16 protein-coding genes and 1 pseudogene are annotated in these 17097 nt (G+C 69.5%); 6 read left to right on the top strand and 11 right to left on the bottom strand.

The window, feature by feature from the left end; genetic code table 11:
- Nucleotides 1–74: 74 nt before the first annotated feature.
- The 3 genes from ABZU25_RS06735 to ABZU25_RS06745 all read right to left on the bottom strand — a co-directional run bounded on the left by ABZU25_RS06735 (nt 75) and on the right by ABZU25_RS06745 (nt 3195).
- A complete protein-coding gene (locus ABZU25_RS06735) occupies nt 75–848 on the bottom strand; it encodes a hypothetical protein (protein ID WP_355028346.1) in 774 nt (257 codons plus the stop codon).
- A 350-nt stretch (nt 849–1198) separates the two neighbouring features.
- Nucleotides 1199–2155: a cyclase family protein gene (locus tag ABZU25_RS06740; RefSeq protein WP_355028347.1), complete on the bottom strand. Its 957-nt coding sequence runs from the start codon at nt 2153–2155 to the stop codon at nt 1199–1201.
- A 287-nt stretch (nt 2156–2442) separates the two neighbouring features.
- A complete protein-coding gene (locus ABZU25_RS06745) occupies nt 2443–3195 on the bottom strand; it encodes an MBL fold metallo-hydrolase (protein WP_355028348.1) in 753 nt (250 codons plus the stop codon).
- Nucleotides 3196–3431: 236 nt separating this feature from the next.
- Between ABZU25_RS06745 and ABZU25_RS06750 the strand changes: the two genes are divergently transcribed.
- Nucleotides 3432–3986: a hypothetical protein gene (locus ABZU25_RS06750; RefSeq protein WP_355028349.1), complete on the top strand. Its 555-nt coding sequence runs from the start codon at nt 3432–3434 to the stop codon at nt 3984–3986.
- A gap of 272 nt (nt 3987–4258) precedes the next feature.
- Nucleotides 4259–5503 (top strand): PQQ-dependent sugar dehydrogenase, encoded by a 1245-nt coding sequence (locus tag ABZU25_RS06755; RefSeq protein WP_355028350.1) that lies wholly within the window; start codon nt 4259–4261, stop codon nt 5501–5503.
- Nucleotides 5504–5729: 226 nt separating this feature from the next.
- On the opposite strand, the gene ABZU25_RS06760 is transcribed toward ABZU25_RS06755, so the two are convergent.
- Nucleotides 5730–6155 (bottom strand): hypothetical protein, encoded by a 426-nt coding sequence (locus ABZU25_RS06760; protein WP_355028351.1) that lies wholly within the window; start codon nt 6153–6155, stop codon nt 5730–5732.
- 407 nt (nt 6156–6562) lie between these two features.
- Here ABZU25_RS06760 and ABZU25_RS06765 point away from each other — a divergent pair, with 407 nt between their 5' ends.
- Nucleotides 6563–6868 carry a hypothetical protein gene (locus ABZU25_RS06765; protein WP_355028352.1) on the top strand — a complete coding sequence of 102 codons (306 nt, stop codon included), beginning with the start codon at nt 6563–6565 and terminating at the stop codon, nt 6866–6868.
- Nucleotides 6869–6941: 73 nt separating this feature from the next.
- Here the strand turns inward: ABZU25_RS06765 and ABZU25_RS06770 are convergent, their stop codons facing one another.
- Together ABZU25_RS06770 and ABZU25_RS06775 are read right to left on the bottom strand one after the other, a co-directional pair.
- Nucleotides 6942–7556 carry a lytic polysaccharide monooxygenase gene (locus ABZU25_RS06770; protein ID WP_355028353.1) on the bottom strand — a complete coding sequence of 205 codons (615 nt, stop codon included), beginning with the start codon at nt 7554–7556 and terminating at the stop codon, nt 6942–6944.
- Between the two features lie 497 nt (nt 7557–8053).
- The gene (locus ABZU25_RS06775; RefSeq protein WP_355028354.1) at nt 8054–8632 is read right to left on the bottom strand and encodes a hypothetical protein; all 579 of its coding nucleotides are present in this window, start codon (nt 8630–8632) and stop codon (nt 8054–8056) included.
- Between the two features lie 578 nt (nt 8633–9210).
- Between ABZU25_RS06775 and ABZU25_RS06780 the strand changes: the two are divergent.
- Together ABZU25_RS06780 and ABZU25_RS06785 are read left to right on the top strand one after the other, a co-directional pair.
- Nucleotides 9211–9564: pseudogene (locus ABZU25_RS06780) on the top strand (cytochrome P450); the annotation flags it as partial.
- A gap of 232 nt (nt 9565–9796) precedes the next feature.
- A complete protein-coding gene (locus ABZU25_RS06785; protein ID WP_355028355.1) occupies nt 9797–10882 on the top strand; it encodes a hypothetical protein in 1086 nt (361 codons plus the stop codon).
- Nucleotides 10883–11028: 146 nt separating this feature from the next.
- On the opposite strand, the gene ABZU25_RS06790 is transcribed toward ABZU25_RS06785, so the two are convergent.
- Nucleotides 11029–11739, bottom strand: a complete 711-nt coding sequence (locus ABZU25_RS06790) for an alpha/beta hydrolase (protein ID WP_355028356.1) — start codon at nt 11737–11739, stop codon at nt 11029–11031.
- Between the two features lie 373 nt (nt 11740–12112).
- Between ABZU25_RS06790 and ABZU25_RS06795 the strand changes: the two genes are divergently transcribed.
- Nucleotides 12113–12721 carry a helix-turn-helix domain-containing protein gene (locus tag ABZU25_RS06795; protein WP_355028357.1) on the top strand — a complete coding sequence of 203 codons (609 nt, stop codon included), beginning with the start codon at nt 12113–12115 and terminating at the stop codon, nt 12719–12721.
- A gap of 100 nt (nt 12722–12821) precedes the next feature.
- Here the strand turns inward: ABZU25_RS06795 and ABZU25_RS06800 are convergent, their stop codons facing one another.
- The 4 genes from ABZU25_RS06800 to ABZU25_RS06815 form a co-directional block, all read right to left on the bottom strand.
- Entirely contained in the window at nt 12822–14261 is a 1440-nt protein-coding gene (locus ABZU25_RS06800; protein WP_355028358.1) for an NAD(P)/FAD-dependent oxidoreductase, read from the bottom strand.
- Between the two features lies 1 nt (nt 14262).
- The gene (locus ABZU25_RS06805) at nt 14263–14820 is read right to left on the bottom strand and encodes a hypothetical protein (protein WP_355028359.1); all 558 of its coding nucleotides are present in this window, start codon (nt 14818–14820) and stop codon (nt 14263–14265) included.
- 67 nt (nt 14821–14887) lie between these two features.
- Entirely contained in the window at nt 14888–15187 is a 300-nt protein-coding gene (locus ABZU25_RS06810) for a hypothetical protein (protein WP_355028360.1), read from the bottom strand.
- Nucleotides 15188–15500: 313 nt separating this feature from the next.
- Nucleotides 15501–16640 (bottom strand): substrate-binding domain-containing protein, encoded by a 1140-nt coding sequence (locus ABZU25_RS06815; RefSeq protein WP_355028361.1) that lies wholly within the window; start codon nt 16638–16640, stop codon nt 15501–15503.
- Between the last annotated feature and the right edge of the window lie 457 nt (nt 16641–17097).

Raw genomic sequence — 17097 nt, forward strand, 5'->3', positions numbered from 1 at the left:
GCCGGTGTCGCCCGCCGGGCGGGGCCGGTCACGGCGGCCCGGGTAGCGGGCCGCCGTGACACCTGCGAACCAGCTCAGCAGCCGAGCCTCCTGGTGGAGAGAGCGATGTCGTCGACCCAGAGGTCGAACTCGCCAGGTGTGGTGCCGCCCTGGTAGAGCTGCCAACCGATCTTCACGGTGTTCACCGTCGGCAGGACGAAGGGCACGTCGTTGCCGCCGTGCTCGGTCGTGGAAGCGGTCAGCTCCGGGTTCGCCACGCCGTCGATCCACACCGCGACGCGGTTGTCCGTCGGGTCGAGTTTCCACTCGACGCACTGCCAGGTGTCCTCCGTGACCGGGGCCGACTCCCGCCAGTTGGTCCAGTCGCCGGTCGGGCCGCCGTCGGCGCCCACACCCCAGAAGATTCCGGGGACCGTGGGCGCGTACTGACCGCCGACTGGACGGACGACCTCCGGACTGCCGGTGCCGGTCGCCTCCACCAGGGTGAAGTGCGCCCAGTCGGGGGCGGTGGGGAAGGCATCGACGCGCAGTCGCATCCGGCCGTAGAAGCGGTTGCCCGGCGCGGCGAAATCGTCGACGCGCAGGAAGGCGCGCCCGTTGTCCACAGTGTGGATGTGCAGCACCTGGTTGCCGTGGCGGGCACGCTCGACGGTGAGCGTGCCGTTGCGCGTGTCGACGCCCCAGTCCAGCGTGCTGGCCCCGCCGCGCGGCAACCGCTCGAAGTCTTCGCAGAAGAGCAGGCCACGGGTACAGGAGCGCGGGGAGGCACCGGACGCGGCGGCCGGGACGCTGCCGGCCGTGGTGCCGAGGATCAGGGCGGCGGTGCACACCGCGAGGAAACGGCGCATTGTCATCCTCCATGACGTGGGGCCCCTCCCGTGCGGGCAGGGCCGGAGTACCTTCCCCGGACATCGCGATCACTGCTCACCTCGTCGCCGATCTCGGTGCGTCGACATGGCGAAGGGCGAGCGTCTCGGTGTCGTGGGAATACGGGGCCTGGACACGTACGACGGACGCCTGCCCGTCGTCGTGAAGATGGCCCGGCGATGCGGCGCGTCCGCCGAAATGGCGCGACGCTGGCACCGCGCTGCTCCCGTGCTGCCCGTTTCCAGCACGGTTGCCCCCGTGCTGCGGCGATGGGAGCCATTCCAGCACACCCGCAGTCGATCCAGCAATATCGACTGGCATCGCTACTTCGTCAGAAGGTGGCGATCGGGTTGACCGGGCTGCCGGACGTACCGGCGAATCGGACCGGCGCGACCGCCAGGTGGAAGTCCCACTGGTCGAGCTCGGCAGCCGTCGTCGCGCACGCCTCCAGGTCGCAGTTGTCGAGCAGCCACAGACCCATCGCGACGAGGCTCACGGCGTGCACCGGCATCAACACGTCCCCGTACCCCGACGGCTGAACGTCCTGGGGGGTGTCGGCGCCGATCAGTGCGACCTGCCGTTCCTGCAGCCACGGCAGGCAGGACGCGTGCCAGCCGGCCTGCGTGAAACCGATGGCCGCACCGGTCTCGTGCCGGAAGCGGCCGAAGCCGGTCCGCAGGAGCACCGCGTCGCCCGGTCGCACCCGCACACCCTGGCGGCGCTCGGCCTCCTCGAGATCGTCGGGGAACACACCCTCCCCCGGCTCCAACCACGGCACACCGCGGACCCCCGCGACGTCCAGCAGGACACCCCGCGTGATGATCCCGTTCGCGGCCGCCGTGACGGCCGCCCACGCCGAACCCGTCGCGGCGTCGACCAACGAGTGCGACCGCCCGTTGTACATCGCGCCGTCCCAGAAGATGTGGCACGGCGAATCGACGTGGGTGAGGGTGTTGCCGTGGAACGTGATGCCGAGCCGCTCAGACGAGAAACCCCACCGCCGGTCGGCGTGGAAGGCGGGCACCGGCATGTTCTCGGCACCCGGCATGTCGGCGGCGCACGGGCACGTCGTCGTCGCCCGTTCCATGTCCTGCGGTACGGCAATCTCCCACGCGCACGACACGCTCCTGCCGTGGCGCACCGCCCGCGCCGCCGCCAGCCGGACGTCGTCGGTGATGTGGTTGAGCGTCCCGCGCTCGTCGTCGTCGCCCCACCGTCCCCAGTTCGACAGCGTGTCGAAGTATCCGAGCACGTCGTCCTGGGTGGGCAGTGATCGCCCTGCCGTCATCTGGGCACCGACTCCTCTGGTCAGGCGGCCGAGGTGCCGCAGGCAGCGGCATTTCGCCCTCGCCGTTGATCTGCCACCGGCCCGCTGAACTGGCATGACAGTACCTCAGCGGGCCAGCAGCGGGCCGCCCAGAAGGTCGGGTACGACGCGTCGCTGGCGCGGTGGCAGCGCACTCGTCGCGCAGCGCCCCTGGCCCGCCGTTGTCAATCCGTCGGCTCCGGCGCACCCCGCTGCTCACGCCGGCACGGGGACGCGACAGACACCAGTGCCCGTCAGCACGAGGGCGGTCAGCGGCCCGCCGTCCCGAGGATGACGGTGAGGTCTTCCTCGGCCGCCAGCACAGCACCGTCGAACTCCAGTTGTGCGGCGGCGACCGCGGCTGCCCGGTCATTGCCTGGCCAGAAGTGGGTGAGCAGCAGTCGGCGGGCTCCCGCCCGGCGAGCCCAGTGACCGGCCTCGGTGGAGGTCATCAGATTGCGGGTGGGCTGGCTGGTCTCGCCGTCGCGGTCGGTGGCCTCGACGATGAACAGGTCGGCGTCACGGCCGAGTTCGGCAAGCACCGAGGTCGGTCCGGTGTCCCCGGAGTAGGCCACGGCTGTCCCGTCAGCCTCTAGGCGGACGCCCACGTTGGGCACGTGGTGCGGGAGCGACAGTCCGGTCAGGTCGAACGGGCCCACCCGGTAGGTGCCGGGCAGTGGATGCAGGTCAAAGACCGCGGCCAGGTCGGCGTCCGGCTCCAGGCCGCTGATCCGGTCGAGCACGCCGGGCGGGCAGTACAACGGCAGGCGTGATCCACCGACGTCACCGTAGAGCCGCATCCGGAACAGCCCGTGCAGGTCGATGCAGTGATCGGGATGTTCATGGGTGATGACGACAGCGTCAACCGCACCATCCGGCCAGTGCGCGAGCAGCCGCGGCAGCGTGGCGTAGCCAAGGTCGAGCACCAAGCGGTAGCCGTCCCAGTCCACGGCGAAACCGCTACAGGCACGGCCCGGCTCGGGAAAGGCACCAGAACTACCGAGTACGGTCACCTGTCGCATTCGCACAGCATGCCCGACTGCCAGGTCCCTCTCCCGTGCCCGGACCGGGTTGGGGAGTTTGGGCTCCATCCGGTCGCGGGCTGGCGGTGAGCATCGCCGTAGCGCAGCCGGACGCCGGGCCGGTCCCTAGCCGCCCGCAGGCGCAGAGCCGACGCCGGGACGGACTTGACGCACCGACGGTTCATCACGCATGGTCGGTTACATTGATGGTTACGGATGCGACACGAGGAGGATTGATGAAGGCCGTCGTCACCACCGCCTCGGTTGCGGCCCTGCTGCTCCTGACCACGGGCAGCGCGTCCTACGGACGGCCAGCGGCGGATGCGCCCTGCGCCGGGCAGATCCACCCGAACCCGGGCTTCGAGCGCGGCACCACCGGCTGGACCGCCGGCCCCCGCATCGTCGTGTTCGGCGACGCGACCCGGCCCGCACACACCGGTCGCGCGTACGCCACCTTCGCGGGACTGGACGTGACGCGTGGCGACCTGCTGCGCACCACCGCCACGGTGCCAGCCGACTGCGACCTGACGGTCCGCTTCTGGGTCCGGACCACCACCACGGAGACCAGCCGCGGCGACTATCTGAACGTTGGGCTGGCGGTCACCGGGATACCCCCGAAGACGAGGTTCTCGCTGGCCTTCGACGGCGGAGCACAGTGGCGGCAATACACCATGTCGACTGGGACTGCGACTACCGAGCGCACCGCGACTGTCAGCTTCGTCGCCAGCGAGACGGCCGGCAACGGCGCCACAGCCTTCGACGTCGACGACGTGACGTTCACGTTGAGCTGACCACGACGGGGACCGCCAGGACGCGCTTCCACCGCACGACGGACATCGCGGGATCCGTGCCGCACGGTATTTCCCAGCGTCAGCCAAGAGGTCCGGTGCCTGGTTCTCGGCCCTGCCCGTCGCCAATCGGTTGATCGCCTGGGGGGTGACGCGGTACCTACGGCGTCCCCGTCGTCGCCGACGGCGCAGATTTGAGATCGACGTTCACCAATGTATGGTGGAAACGCTCCCAGATCGCGTCCACCACCCCCCACCTGCTCGAGGAGCTAAACATGTCGCGACCTCGTCGTCGCCCGGCCACCACGCTGGCCGGGCTGCTCATTCTGGCCCTGTCTGCGCTCCTGTTGCCACCGGCGTCGGTGGCCAGCACCGCCGCGGCCGGCCCATCCCAGACCCGCGCGGCGCCACTCACTGAGCTGACCGTGGTATCCGAACGGGTGGCTTTCGGTCTGCAGCGTCCGATCGCGATCACCGGGCTGCCAGACGGCCGCATGCTGATCGCGGAGAAGGCCGGCACCGTCCGCGCCTACCACCCCGACACCGGCCTGGCAGCCGAGCCGGTGCTCGACCTGACCGCCCGGATCGACACATCGGACAACGAGCGCGGCCTCCTCGGCATCACACCCGCGCCGAACTTCGCGCGGACCGGGATGCTCTACGTGGCCTACACGAGCCTGCCGGCCGGCACGCTGACCCTGGCGCGAGTGCCCATCGGCGCTCCCGACCGGGTGCAGGTGCTGCTCACCCAGGAGCACGCCGAGTTCGGCAACCACAACGGCGGACAGGTGGCGTTCGGTCGCGACGGCTACCTCTACTGGTCCACCGGCGACGGTGGCAACGCGAACGACCCGTTCAAGAGCGGCCAGAACCTGGGCACCCTGCTCGGCAAGATTGTGCGGATCGACGTCAACCGCTCCTGCGGGGGCAAGCCCTACTGCGTGCCCTACGACAACCCGTTCGTCCGCACGCCGGGCGCGCGGCCGGAGATCTGGGTCTACGGGCTGCGCAACCCGTGGAAGTTCTCCATCGACCCGGCCGACAACTCGCTGTGGATCGGCGATGTCGGCCAGGGCCTGATCGAGGAGATCAACCACATCCGCCCGTCGCAACGTGGCGCGAACCTTGGCTGGTCCTGTCGAGAGGGCACGCCGGTCTTCGACCAGACGCAATGCCGACCGGGCGTGCGGCTTACCGACCCGATCGTCGAATACGACCACTACATGACGGAGAACTGCTCCATCATCGGCGGCCTGGTGTACCGGGGGTCCGTCACCCCGGAGGCGCGGGGGACCTACATCGCGAGCGACTACTGCTCGACCCGCGCGTTCGCCGTGCGTCCCAAGTCCACGGGTGGCTACGAGTCCGCCGAGATCGGCACCTTCCCCACCCAACCGACGGCGTTCGGCGCCGATGTGAACGGCGAGCTGTACGTGCTCAGTGACCTCCCGGGCTGGCTGAACAAGGTGCGGTTCGAGCGCGTCCAGCCAGCCGCTGGCGGCGGGGCGGCGAACCGCTGACCAGCCCCACCGTACGACGCCGCCCCGGGTGCGCGTCCACCACCCGGCCGGAGTGTCGGACCCCGAAGGCTTCGGGGCGTTGGGGGTGCCGGAGACGCTGAGACACACGCACGAGCTGGCGGAGGGCATGGGGCTTCCTGGGCCCCGCCCTCCGCCCTCTGCTCGCGGGTGCTCAGCCGCGGCCAGGCTGATGATCGCGCCCGGTGCGGCAGGCTGCCGCACCGGGCTACTCGCTGAACGTCGTCACGGGAAGCGCCTTGTCCAGCCGACCGGCAGCCAGGTCGTCGTGGCGAATCACGAAACTTCCGCAGGCGAACTCGTCGGCCAGGGAGAAGCGGGCGAGTGACAACCACTCACTCGCCAGCCGGTGCTTCTCCTGTTCCACATGGGAATACCATCTCGCCACCGGGATGACGATCTCGCCGGCCTTCTCGCGTCCCGCGAGGGTCTGCTCCGCAAAGCTCGTGATCACGTCATCATCGGCATACCCGCCGAGGTAGGCGCTGGCGAGCCCTTCGTCAGGCGGCCAGAGCTCGTAGGCCAGAGCACAGACGGCGTCCAGGTGCGGCAGGTCACGGGCCACCTGCTGCTGGAAGGGCGACAGGTCGTCATCGTCCTCGTTCGTCCCGAGCCAACCGGGCAGCTGCGCCACGAGCGTGGCGCCGAGGTCGTACCGCTCGCCGACGAACTCGGAGTTCGGGGGTCCTCCGCCATCTCGGCATCGGTGCCGGCCGGCACATGGACGACTCGAGAGCGGTTGCGCTCCCCGGACCCCCGCTCAACCGGATCGACAAGCGGAGGTGCCTGGTGAACCTACTGATCTCGTGTCCGGGATGCCCAACTCGAGCACGGCACGACGAAACTGACCCTGATGATCCATCGCCCGGCGCGATGTCACGAAGACGACAGCGAGAGAACGAGCCCCGTTACGGACTGGCCGCGGCCCGCACGCGCCGCTGTCGGCAATGGCGCTGTGGTCGCCGTGACCACCACGGACGCCCGCTGCTTCCTGGTGCGCCGGTGGTGCCCCCGGTTGCGCACCGGTGATTGGATGTGCTGATGGATTCGTGGGAAGCAATATTGCTCGTCATCGCCACGATCGGGTCGGTGGGGGCTGCGGTCGGGGCCTGGTCCCAGGAGAGGCGCCGCTCGACGACCCACCTCGCGGCCGTCCAGCGCAAGCTCGATCTGATAATGGATCACCTCGGCATTGCCGAGCCTGTGGAACCAGAAGTCGTCAGGCACCTGGAGAACGGCCGGATGATTCATGCTGTTCGCGCGTACCGCAAGCAGACCGGCACGAGCCTGATCGAGGCGAAGCAGGCGGTGGACCGGATCGCCAGCAGCCTCCATCTCGAGCGGTAACGCCGCGCACCACTCCGGCCCGGAGCGTTGCCGTTCCGGGCCGGAGCAGTGTCGGGGTTGCTGTTCCTGCCGATCAGGTGATGTTGATGTCGCTGCACCACATGTAGGTCTGGTCCATGTGTGATGCCTTCCAGACCACGAACAGGATGTGGTTTCCGCTGCGTCCCGAGGTCGAGACGTTGAACGAGATGTTCTGCGTCGGCGCGTAGCGCCCGGTCGTCGTGATCAGGTCAAGGTTGCCCCACCCGAGCCGCTGGCTGCTCGGGTTGAATCCCTGCTTGGTGACGTAGATCTGGAAGTAGTCAGCACCGTGGCTGGCCTGGTCGTAGAACTGGACGGTGAAGTTGCGGCTGACGGTGGTCGTCTTCCATGCCCCGGGCTGGTTCACCGTGTCGTTCCTGGAAAGGGCGTTGCTGCACAGCTGCCCATCCGGGGTACGGGCCTGGATCTGGCCGCCGAGGCCGTCGCGCAGCTGGCTCATCCAGTTCCACATGGTGTCGGGATTGGCCTGGAACGCCCGATAGCACATGGGGTCCTGTTGCTGCATTGCCGGGTTCGTGTGTTGGTTGCCCCAGGCCTTCCAGCATTGGTAGGCGCGACTCGCCGGGTTGATGACAGTGCCGTGGGCCTGGGCCGCGCCGGCCCAGGACAGCGTGCCGGCAACCATGGCGAACAGCGTGACGAGCACCTGGAGGGACCGACGGACGGTTGACCTGGACCGCCCGCTGGATTGATCGGACTTTTGTAGACGCACTGTTCGTCCTCCGTTCTTCGGTACTAAAGATCAGAATGGGAACGCTCCCAAACCAACTGTTACATCCATGACCGTAAATATCAATACTCATCTATTTCTGGTCAGTGTGGATCAAGCTGACCCGGGATCGCCGTCGAGCGCGGCTCCCCCGGAACCATCCCCCAACCTGCCGGCGGCAACGGATCAGCAGCCGGACGGGGCCGCTCGGTCGACCCACCTGGCCGGGGCCCGCACCGGACGGTGCGGCACGGGTTGCTGACCCGACACCGGATCAACGCCGGGTCTGCGCACCGAGGTCCGCGGCGCTAACCGCATCCACCGCAGTACACGGACGGTTCACACCTGCCGCAGGACCGGTGGGGGAAAGTCGCGGCCGGTCGCAGATTCGGACCTGGCAGCCGGGTGGGTGCGGGTACGACCGCCCGGCATGGTCAGAGCCCGGCCGCTGCGTCGTACCGGCGGCGCTGGTCGGCCATCTCCGACTCGGCAAGCGCCTCCTTGAGCGCCAGCTCCGCGTACTTGGCCGGGAACATCTGCCGCAGCCGGTCGGTGAACATGACCTCGGCGGTCGCCTCGACCACCTGGATGCCCGGCGGCTCGGAGGACATGTCCATGATCACCGGGCCGGCCAACTTGACCGCCACATCCCAGGGGCGCCCCTGCTCCGCGACCCCGCAGAGGTGGAAGCCATAGACCGTCCGTACGTCGGCGAGCGCGGTGACCTCGCTCGGCTCGTAGCCGTAGACGCGGACCCCGCAGATCACCGCTGGCTTATCCCCGGTGGCAGCCTGCTGGGCATTGTGTCCGGCGTGGTTGTGCTGCCCCGGGTCCGCCTGTTCCAGTGTGGTGCGCATCCGGGCCATGATCTGCGTCTGCAGATCCGCCGGCTCCGTCTCCGGGTCGCCCCGGTTGACAAGTACGACCGCGCCAGCCGACACCGCCAGCAGGATCACCGCCACCCACACCAGACGGTTTCGGTACCAACCCGCGAGACTCTCTCGGGAAATCATGACTGCTTCTCACCTCGTCGCCGGTTCTGGGCGCTGGCAGACCGAATCGGACGCCCAGACGTGTCGAACGTCGACCGCGTCGGCCGTCGGAAACACGTACCAGGGGGTACGTACGGCGGGCGAGGATGCCTGCCCGGCAAGATGCCCGTCGTCATGGAGGTGACCCGGCGATGCGGCATACGAGCGCCTGCCAAGGCGGCGCGCTGCCGGCACTGTGCTGCTCCCGTGCTGGCCGTTCCCAGCACGGTTGCCCCCGTGCTGCGGCGATATGAGCCATTCCAACACGTCTGGATGCACTCTGGCAACATCGACGAGCGTCATCATGGGTTCGGCCCGGCCACCCTGGTGGCGCCGGCAGGGGTCCTGGGCTCCGCCCTGCGGGACACCGAACGCGGCACGATCGTGGAGATGGGCAGCTCACCGCCGGCGACGCCGATGAGGCGGCCAGGCCCAGGGCCGTTGACGTCACTGAGGTTGGTACGCCGAGCCGATGACTGGCCCGGGCGGTGCCGGCCCGTCCGCCGGGCTCGACGTGCAAGCCGGAACCGCGGCGCCACCCAGGTCCGGATGTGCTCTCGATGATCGTGGCCGCGGAGGGCAGCGACGTGCTCTCCGACCAGGAAGCGCTCGACATGGTGCTCCTGCTCCTGATCGCCGGCCACGAGACCACCGTCAACCTGATCGGCAACGGCGTCCTCGCGCTGCTGCGCCACCCTGAGCAGCTGGCCGACCTGCGGGCCGACCCCACACGCACACCGCAGGCGGTGGAGGAGCTGCTGCGCTACGACGGTCCGTTCAACATGGCCACCCTCCGCTACACCACCGAGCCCATCGTGATCAGCGGAACGACCATTCCCGCCGGCGAGTTCGTCCTCGTCGCGCTGACCTCGGCAAACCGCGACGCCGACCAGCACCCGGACCCCGACCGCCTCGACATCCGTCGTCGACCGGCTGGTTGGCTGAGCCGGTCAACCGGTCCCCATTTCGGGGTTCGTCGCAACGCCCTCGGCATCGAGTTCCGCAGCAGATTCTCGATTGGCGCGCGGCGCAGCCCGGGTGCGAGTGGCGGACACCCGACACCGACGCACGGGGTTGCCGACTGTGACCATGGCATCACTACCTGCACACTCCTCCTCGCCATGGTCCCGTCGAATGGAGGAACAGATGCGTCTCCGATCGTTCGTCACCGCAGCACTGGCCGCCGTCCTGGCCGCCGGCGCACTCGCGCCAGCGGCACCGGCCGCGGCGGCCACCGCCGACCGCTGGGGATTCGCGTATGTCAAAGACCCCACAGTGCCGGTCTGGACCGTGCTGGACACCACCCGACAGTGGGGTAGCTGGAAGACCGCGTTCCCGGCCGCCTGGGCCAACGGCGTCAAGCTCGCACCTGGCCGGTTCCAGGTGCGTTTCCCCCAGGTGGGTGCCAGCTCTCGGGGTGTGCCACACGTGACCCCGGTGAACCGGACCGGGCACTACTGCGAGGTGGTTCGCTGGTTCCAGTCCGGCGCCGACGAGATCGTCGACGTGCAGTGCCACAAGCCGGGCGGTACGCGCGAGGACACTCCGTTCACAGTGCTCTGGACGACCAGCTCGGGCGTGCTGCCGGCCGGCACCTCCCACGCGTACACGCAGTGGGGCAGCGGCGTGGTGGTGCAGTCGTACAACTCCACGGGCGTGGTGAACACGGTCGGTCCGCTGGGCGTCGGGCAGTACCTGGTACGGCTGCCCGGGGTGGGGCTGGCCAGGGTGCTCGCCGGCGACGTGCAGGTCACCGCCGTGCAGCCGAACGCCGGTCCCCGCCGGTGCAAGGTCTACTCCTGGAACGCGGTCGGCAGCGACGTGCAGGTCTACGTCTTCTGCTACGACCAGGCCGGCGCGCTCACCAACACCGACTTCGCCCTGTCCTACCACCGGCGGCGGCCGGTGATCGGCTCCCTCGCCCCACCGTCGTACTTCGGCTACCTCGGTACCGCCGTCGGCGGTCCGACCAACGACAACTCGGTACTCGGCGTCGGCGCGAACACGGTGGCGCCGCTGGTGCCCGCCGGCCGCTACCTGGCGACCTTCCCGCAGGTCGGCCTCAAGGAGACGCACGCCCAGGTGGTGGCGCAGGGCGCCGGCAGCAACTACTGCCACCTCACCCAACCCTGGTCGTACACCACCAACGCCGACGTCGACGTCATCTGCTTCGACAACGCCGGCGTGGTCACCCCACACCGCTTCCTGGCCACCTTCACCTCCCGACTCTGACGCCGGGCAGGACCGGCGGCGGCCGTTCCCAGGTTGCCGCCGGGCGCGGCGGTGGCCTTCGGGCCACCGCCGGCGACGGATCGGCCGCGCGAGCCTGGCCGACCACCCTTCCCTCGTTGGCCCTGACGACCCTGTGGACAGCACACCTAGCGCGCGGTGGCGCGGGCGGCGGTGTCGATGAGGTCTGCGACCGGGCCGGGTTGCGAGACTGCCACAGCGTGGGAGGCGGCGACCTCAACTGTCGTGGACCCCGCCCTCTCGGCCAGGAAGCGCTGCAGGTCTGGCGGAATTCCCCGATCCTGGGTGCTGATCAGAGTCCAGGAGGGGATCGTCTTCCAGGCGGCCTTGGTCACGCCCTCCTCCTGGGCGCTCGCCGAGGAGGGCCGCTGCGTTGCCGCCATGATTTCGGCGGTGCCGGGGTCAACGTCGGCGGCGAACACCTCCGGGAACTTGTCCTGCAGGATGTACTGATCCATGGTCATGCCACCGTCGTCGGAGGGGACCGGCACCATTGTGATGCTGGAGGCGAGCTGACTGCCGGGGTACTTGACGAGCAACCCGACCACACTTTCGCCTACGTCCGGGCTCACGCTGGCGACGTACACCAGGGCCTTGACGTTGGAAGCACCATCCGCGGCCTCGGTCATGACCAGCCCGCCGTAGGAATGGGCGGCCAGCACGACCGGTCCGGGCAAGCTGTCCAGAAGAGCCCGAACGTAAGCGGCGTCCTTCTGCACACCGCGCAGCGGGTTGGCGACGGCAACGACCGGGTAGCCCCGACGCTTGAGGTTGGCAATCACCCCATTCCAACTCGACGATCCGGCGAATGCGCCGTGGATCAGCACAATTGTCGGCATTCCTGCCTCCTGGCCAGACATGTCAGGAGCAGAGCTCATCGGGAATTCCTTTCGAGATGCCTCGCCGCCCGCTGCGTGTGGCACGCGGACCGGACCGGCGAGGACGGTCGACGGAGCATTTCCCGGCACCGCGCACAGTCCGCAATCCCGGCTCCGGAAGGTCGCAGCATCCAGAATCCAGCACTGACGAGGCCACTGTCAGCGGGATCGAGAAACAACACGCATCGTCGAACGTCGATGTCGCACGCTTGGCCGGCATCCGGCTCGGACACGAGATGACCTGTCGGCCGATGTCCGCACGCTGCGCGGCCAACTCGAAGCCAATACCGCGCGTACAGGTCAGACCGAACGTTCTATTCGCTAAGATGGTTGGGTGACGCGCGACGAACCCGAGGCCCGGCCCTCCGAGGCACGACTCAGGCTTCTCCGCACGGCGACCAGGATCTTCTACGCCGAGGGCATTCACTCCGTTGGCGTCGACCGGATCATCGCCGAGGCGAAGGTGACCCGGGCCACCTTCTACCGGCACTTCCCCAGCAAGGACGACCTCATCCTGGCCTACCTGCGCGAGGTCCATCAGCTGGAGCGCGGCATGGTCGACGAGGCCCTCGCCGCCAACCGGCCGCCGATCGATCCCCTCCTGGCCATCGCCGGTTCCATCGCCCAGAACATCCAGTCCCCCGGGTTCCGTGGGTGCGCGTTCCTGAACGCCGCAGCGGAGTATCCCGACACGAACCATCCCGTGCACCAAGAGCTCATGGCCCACCGGCAATGGTTCCTGGACACCATCACCATGCTCATGGCGCAGGTCCACGAAGGAACGGCGGATCCCGCGGCGCGCCACTTCGTCATGCTTCGGGACGGCGCCATGGCGGCCGGGTGCCTGTCCGACCCCACGTTGGTGTCCGAGACCTTCCTGCGCGGTGTCGAAGGACTCCTCAGGATCAACTCGGAGCGGCAGTCGGCAGAGGCGGCCCGTTAGCCCTCTCCGCGACAGCCTTCAGCCACGGCCGGCTTCGTCTTCCTCCACTCGTCGCAGCCGTGCTCGGCCGTCGACGGCGCGGACGGTCGCACGGCACAGGTCAGCGGCCGTACGCCTCCAGCAAACGCAGCCAGACCTCGCTGACCGTCGGGTACGCGGGCACGGCGTGCCACAGCCGCTCCAGTGGGACCTCGCCGACGATGGCGATCGTCGCGGCATGGATCAGTTCCGCGACGTCCGGACCGACGAGGGTGCAGCCGACGATCACCCGCCGGTCCTCGTCCACGACCATCCGGGCGTGTCCCTGGTAGCCGTCGGCGTGCAGCGCGGCCCCGGCGACGGCGGCCAGGTCGTGGTCGACGACCCGGATCCGCAGCCCGGCGGCCTCGGCGGCGGCCGCGGTCAGTCCCACCGACGCGACCTCCGGGTCGGTGAAGACGACCTGCGGCACGGCGCGCTCGTCGGCGGTGGCGACGTGCCGACCCCACGGGCGGTCGTCTGCCGCTTCGCCCCCGGCCCGCGCCACGATGACGTCGCCCACCGCGCGCGCCTGGTACTTGCCCTGGTGGGTCAGCAGCACACGCCGGTTGACGTCCCCGGCCGCGTACAGCCATCCGTCGCCGAGCAACTCCCCGGCGCCATCGATCACCCGCAGTGTGTCGTCGACAGTGAGCCAGGCACCCGACGTCAGACCGATCCGGTCGAGGCCGACGTCGTGCGTGTTCGGCGTACGGCCGATCGCGACGAGGACCTCGTCGGCGTCGACCTGTTCGCCGTCGGTGAGCGTGATGTGCACGGTGCCGTCGCCGTCGCGGCGCACCGACGTGGCCTCGGCACCGAGACGGACCGACACGCCAGCGTCCCGTAGGGACTGCGTGACCCGCTCGCCGACGAACGGCTCCGCCTGCGTGAGCACTCCGTCGCGCGCGAGCACCGTCACCGCCGATCCGAGGCCCGCGTACGCGGTCGCCATCTCCGCGGCCACCACACCGCCGCCGATGATGGCGAGCCGGCCGGGCACCTCGCTCGCGGCGGCTGCCGCGCGGCTGGTCCACGGTGCCGCCTCGCGCAGACCGGCGATGTCCGGCACCAGTGCGCTGCTTCCGGTCGCGATGACGACCGCGTGTCGGGCGGTGAGCGAGGTCGTGGCGCCGTCCGCGCCGGTCACCTCGATGATCCGGTCGGAGCTGATCCGTCCCTGACCTCGATACAGCGCGATGCCCGCCGTGTTCAGCCAGGACACCTGCCCGTCGTCCTTCCAGTGCGAGGCGAAGGCGTCCCGGCGGCGCAGCACGGCCGCCACGTCCAGCTCGCCGGTCACCGCCTCGCGCGCGCCGGGTAGCTGACGAGCCGCCCGGAGCGCGGTCTGGCTGCGCAGCAACGCCTTGGTCGGCATGCAGGCCCAGTACGAGCACTCACCACCCACCAGTTCCCGCTCGACGATCGCGGCGGTCAGGCCGCCCCGCACGACGCGGTCGGCGACGTTCTCCCCCACCGGGCCCGCGCCGATGACAATGACGTCGTACGTGGCGTTGTCCACGTCAGTTTCCCTTCGTGGCACGGCCGAGGCGGATGGCCGCGATGAGGAAGAAGATGGCGCCGGGGATGGCGTATCCGATCGCGTTGGTCAACGCCGGGTTGTCCGCGGAGGCAGCCGCGAAGAACGACCCACCGGCGAGTACGGAGATGCCACCACTGATGATCATCGGCCATTGCCCACCCATCTTGCGGCGGGTGACGCCCACGATCAGCTGAATCAGCCCGGCCACGACCGCCCAGGCGCCCCAGACGCGCAGGACCGCCGGGATGCCGGACGCGCCGGCGATGCCCAGTCCGACCGCGGCGAGCAGGCTGATCGCGACGTTCACGTACAGCAGGGTGGGCGATCCGGTGGCCCGCGACGCGCGGACATCGACGATGGCGGCTGCCACGTCGAACAGCGGGTAGATCACGAGCAGCGCGGCGGTGAGGGGGTTGAGGTGCTTGGCGAGGGGGAACGTCACGGCAGCCCAGACGATCGCGAAGGCGAAGCGACCGAAGTACAACCGCCGCAGGGCAGCGGCCGTCGTGGAGATGCCGGGAACGGCAAGGGTGGTCATTGTCAACCTTTCGGTGAAAGCGAACGGACGCCCAGCGGGGGGTCACCGTCGGGACGGGACGGCGGTGCTACTCGATGTTCGCGAACAGTCCCGTGATCTCCACCTGAGCGCCCTGGAGACCGCCGAAGACGGCGCCGGCGGCGGGCGTCGCGACTGCGGCAGCGGCGTCCTCGTAGGTGGCGAAGTACAGGTCGAGCGTCCGATACGCGGGAGTGGGGGTGCCGTCCTCCTTCGGCCACACCTTGGCCGACTCGGCCCGCTGAAGCTTGGGGAACGTCTCCGCGGCCCGGCGTACGTCGGCGTAGACCTTCTCGAACTCGTCGGGGTTGGCGGGATTACCGATGATCAAGGTGATCTTGGTGGGCATGCGCTCTCCTTCAGTCACCGCCGTCCACCCACCCAGCCAGCGACAGGTGGAACGAACGTTCTGCCTGTGAGAACAGTACCTACCCCTGACCCCGCCGTCAAGACCGACCGTTCTATCCATCGCTCGTCGCCGGCGTGAGATCCGGTGGCGCTCGCCACCACTCGGGACAGAAGCGCCGATGCGAGATCGGCGCGCGGTCCGTGTCTGGCCGTCCGGTTCCGCGGCGACAGGCCGTCACCCCGGCCAGCACGCTCAGCCCGACCATCGGCGCCCAGCGAGTCAACGCTGGCGTGAACAGCGGATGGAAGACCACCTACGCCGGGGGCGGCGCTGTCGACTCCCGGATCCGCAGTGACGGGCTGATGACGATCCGGTGGGTGGGGCGGTCGGGGTCGACGAGCCGGTCGGCGACGAGACGCACGGCGGCCCGTCCGATCGAGCGTCGCGGCGGTCGGACCGCGGTCAGCGGCGGGCTGAAGAGCCCGGCGACCTCGTCGTCGTACGCCACGATGGAGAGATCGCCGGGAACGGAGAGGTGCCGCTCCTCGCAGTGCTGCACCAGCGCGATCGCCTCGGCGTCGGCGTGCACCAGCAGCGCCGTCGTCCCGGTCGCCTGGCACCGGTCGAGGACGTCGTTGAGTACGGTGTCCCGCTCCGGTGACCGTGCGTCGGGTGCCACGGCCACCACCGTCGCGTCCGGGTCGAGGCCGCACTCCGTCGCCGCGTCGAGCCAGCCGCGCCGCACGTGCTGGCTGGTGGGGCTGTTGGCGTCGAGCACCAGGCCGACCTTGCGGTGTCCGAGCGAGGTGAGGTGGCGTACCGCCATTGCCGCGCCGAGTGCGTGGTCGGTGACCACCGACTCCATGACGGCGTGGTGGCTGCCTACCGTGGCGGTGCGTTCCAGCAGGACGACCGGCACGCCGACCTGGTCGAGCCACTCGATGGTGCGCTCGGCGCTCGGTGCGTCCATGCTCGGCGCGATGATGAGCGCGTCGACGCCCATCCGCCCCACCAGGCGAGCCAGTTGCGGCTGGTCGTCCTCGGTGTCGTAGGAGGAGCCGCGCAGCACCACGCGCATGTCCAGCTCGCGGGCTGCTCCCTCGACGCCGCGAGCCACGTCCGGCCAGTAGTAGTCCAACGAGGGCACGAGCATGCCGAGGGCGCGCCCGACCAGCGGGTCCAGGCCGGCGGCCGGTGCCTCGTCCGCTGCCGGGGCGTCGTCCGGCAGGATCAGGGCGACCCCACCGTGGACGCGGCGGACCAACCCCTCGGCGGCCAACTCCGCGACGTCGCGCCGGATGGTGACCGGCGCGGCGCCCAGCACGTGGGACAGGTCAGAGATGCGCATCGAGCCGTCACGTTGCAGGGCTGCCAACAGTTGCTGGCGGCGGGCGACCTGAAGCGGCCCTCGGGAGCCCTCCGCCACGGCGACGACAGGACTGTCCTTGGTCATGGCGGACCTCCGGGAACGCTTCGTGCGGCGAAAGCTCCTGCATGGTGCGGACGAACTCGCCGGCCGGGCCGGCCGCGGTGACGTCGATCGCGAGCCGGACCGGCCGGCCTCCCCGTCCGTCGAAGAGCATAGGAGCCGCCCTCCGCCGGGTCGTGGCGGCGCGGGGCGCCGGTGCCGGCTGCCAGCCGAGGCGCGAGCCGGCCGGCGGCGCGAGCACCCGGGCCAGCGGTCCCGTCCGGCGACCGCGCCACGCCGCAGCCAGCGGGTCTGCGAAGCGGTCTGCGACGGTCATGGCTCCTCGGATCGGTAGAGCGGCTGTGATCGATTGTGATCGTATCAGAGCACTTGGTGCGTCAAGCCCGCGATGTGCTCTGTCTTGATCGGATGTGTCCACATCGGTTTGATGAGGGCATTGACTTGCTCTGTTGTGAGCGTTTTACTTCGGAAACCCCGCGGG

The organism is Micromonospora sp. NPDC005215, from assembly GCF_040607915.1.
GTDB lineage: Bacteria > Actinomycetota > Actinomycetes > Mycobacteriales > Micromonosporaceae > Micromonospora.

Excerpts from the sequence above, each read along its gene's own strand:
- ABZU25_RS06735 (WP_355028346.1), bottom strand. The coding sequence starts at position 848 with ATGCGCCGTTTCCTCGCGGTGTGCACCGCCGCCCTGATCCTCGGCACC.
- ABZU25_RS06785 (WP_355028355.1), top strand. The coding sequence starts at position 9,797 with ATGCGTCTCCGATCGTTCGTCACCGCAGCACTGGCCGCCGTCCTGGCC.
- ABZU25_RS06740 (WP_355028347.1), bottom strand. The coding sequence starts at position 2,155 with ATGACGGCAGGGCGATCACTGCCCACCCAGGACGACGTGCTCGGATAC.
- ABZU25_RS06810 (WP_355028360.1), bottom strand. The coding sequence starts at position 15,187 with ATGCCCACCAAGATCACCTTGATCATCGGTAATCCCGCCAACCCCGAC.
- ABZU25_RS06775 (WP_355028354.1), bottom strand. The coding sequence starts at position 8,632 with ATGATTTCCCGAGAGAGTCTCGCGGGTTGGTACCGAAACCGTCTGGTG.
- ABZU25_RS06805 (WP_355028359.1), bottom strand. The coding sequence starts at position 14,820 with ATGACCACCCTTGCCGTTCCCGGCATCTCCACGACGGCCGCTGCCCTG.
- ABZU25_RS06755 (WP_355028350.1), top strand. The coding sequence starts at position 4,259 with ATGTCGCGACCTCGTCGTCGCCCGGCCACCACGCTGGCCGGGCTGCTC.
- ABZU25_RS06790 (WP_355028356.1), bottom strand. The coding sequence starts at position 11,739 with ATGCCGACAATTGTGCTGATCCACGGCGCATTCGCCGGATCGTCGAGT.
- ABZU25_RS06750 (WP_355028349.1), top strand. The coding sequence starts at position 3,432 with ATGAAGGCCGTCGTCACCACCGCCTCGGTTGCGGCCCTGCTGCTCCTG.
- ABZU25_RS06765 (WP_355028352.1), top strand. The coding sequence starts at position 6,563 with ATGGATTCGTGGGAAGCAATATTGCTCGTCATCGCCACGATCGGGTCG.
- ABZU25_RS06815 (WP_355028361.1), bottom strand. The coding sequence starts at position 16,640 with ATGACCAAGGACAGTCCTGTCGTCGCCGTGGCGGAGGGCTCCCGAGGG.
- ABZU25_RS06745 (WP_355028348.1), bottom strand. The coding sequence starts at position 3,195 with ATGCGACAGGTGACCGTACTCGGTAGTTCTGGTGCCTTTCCCGAGCCG.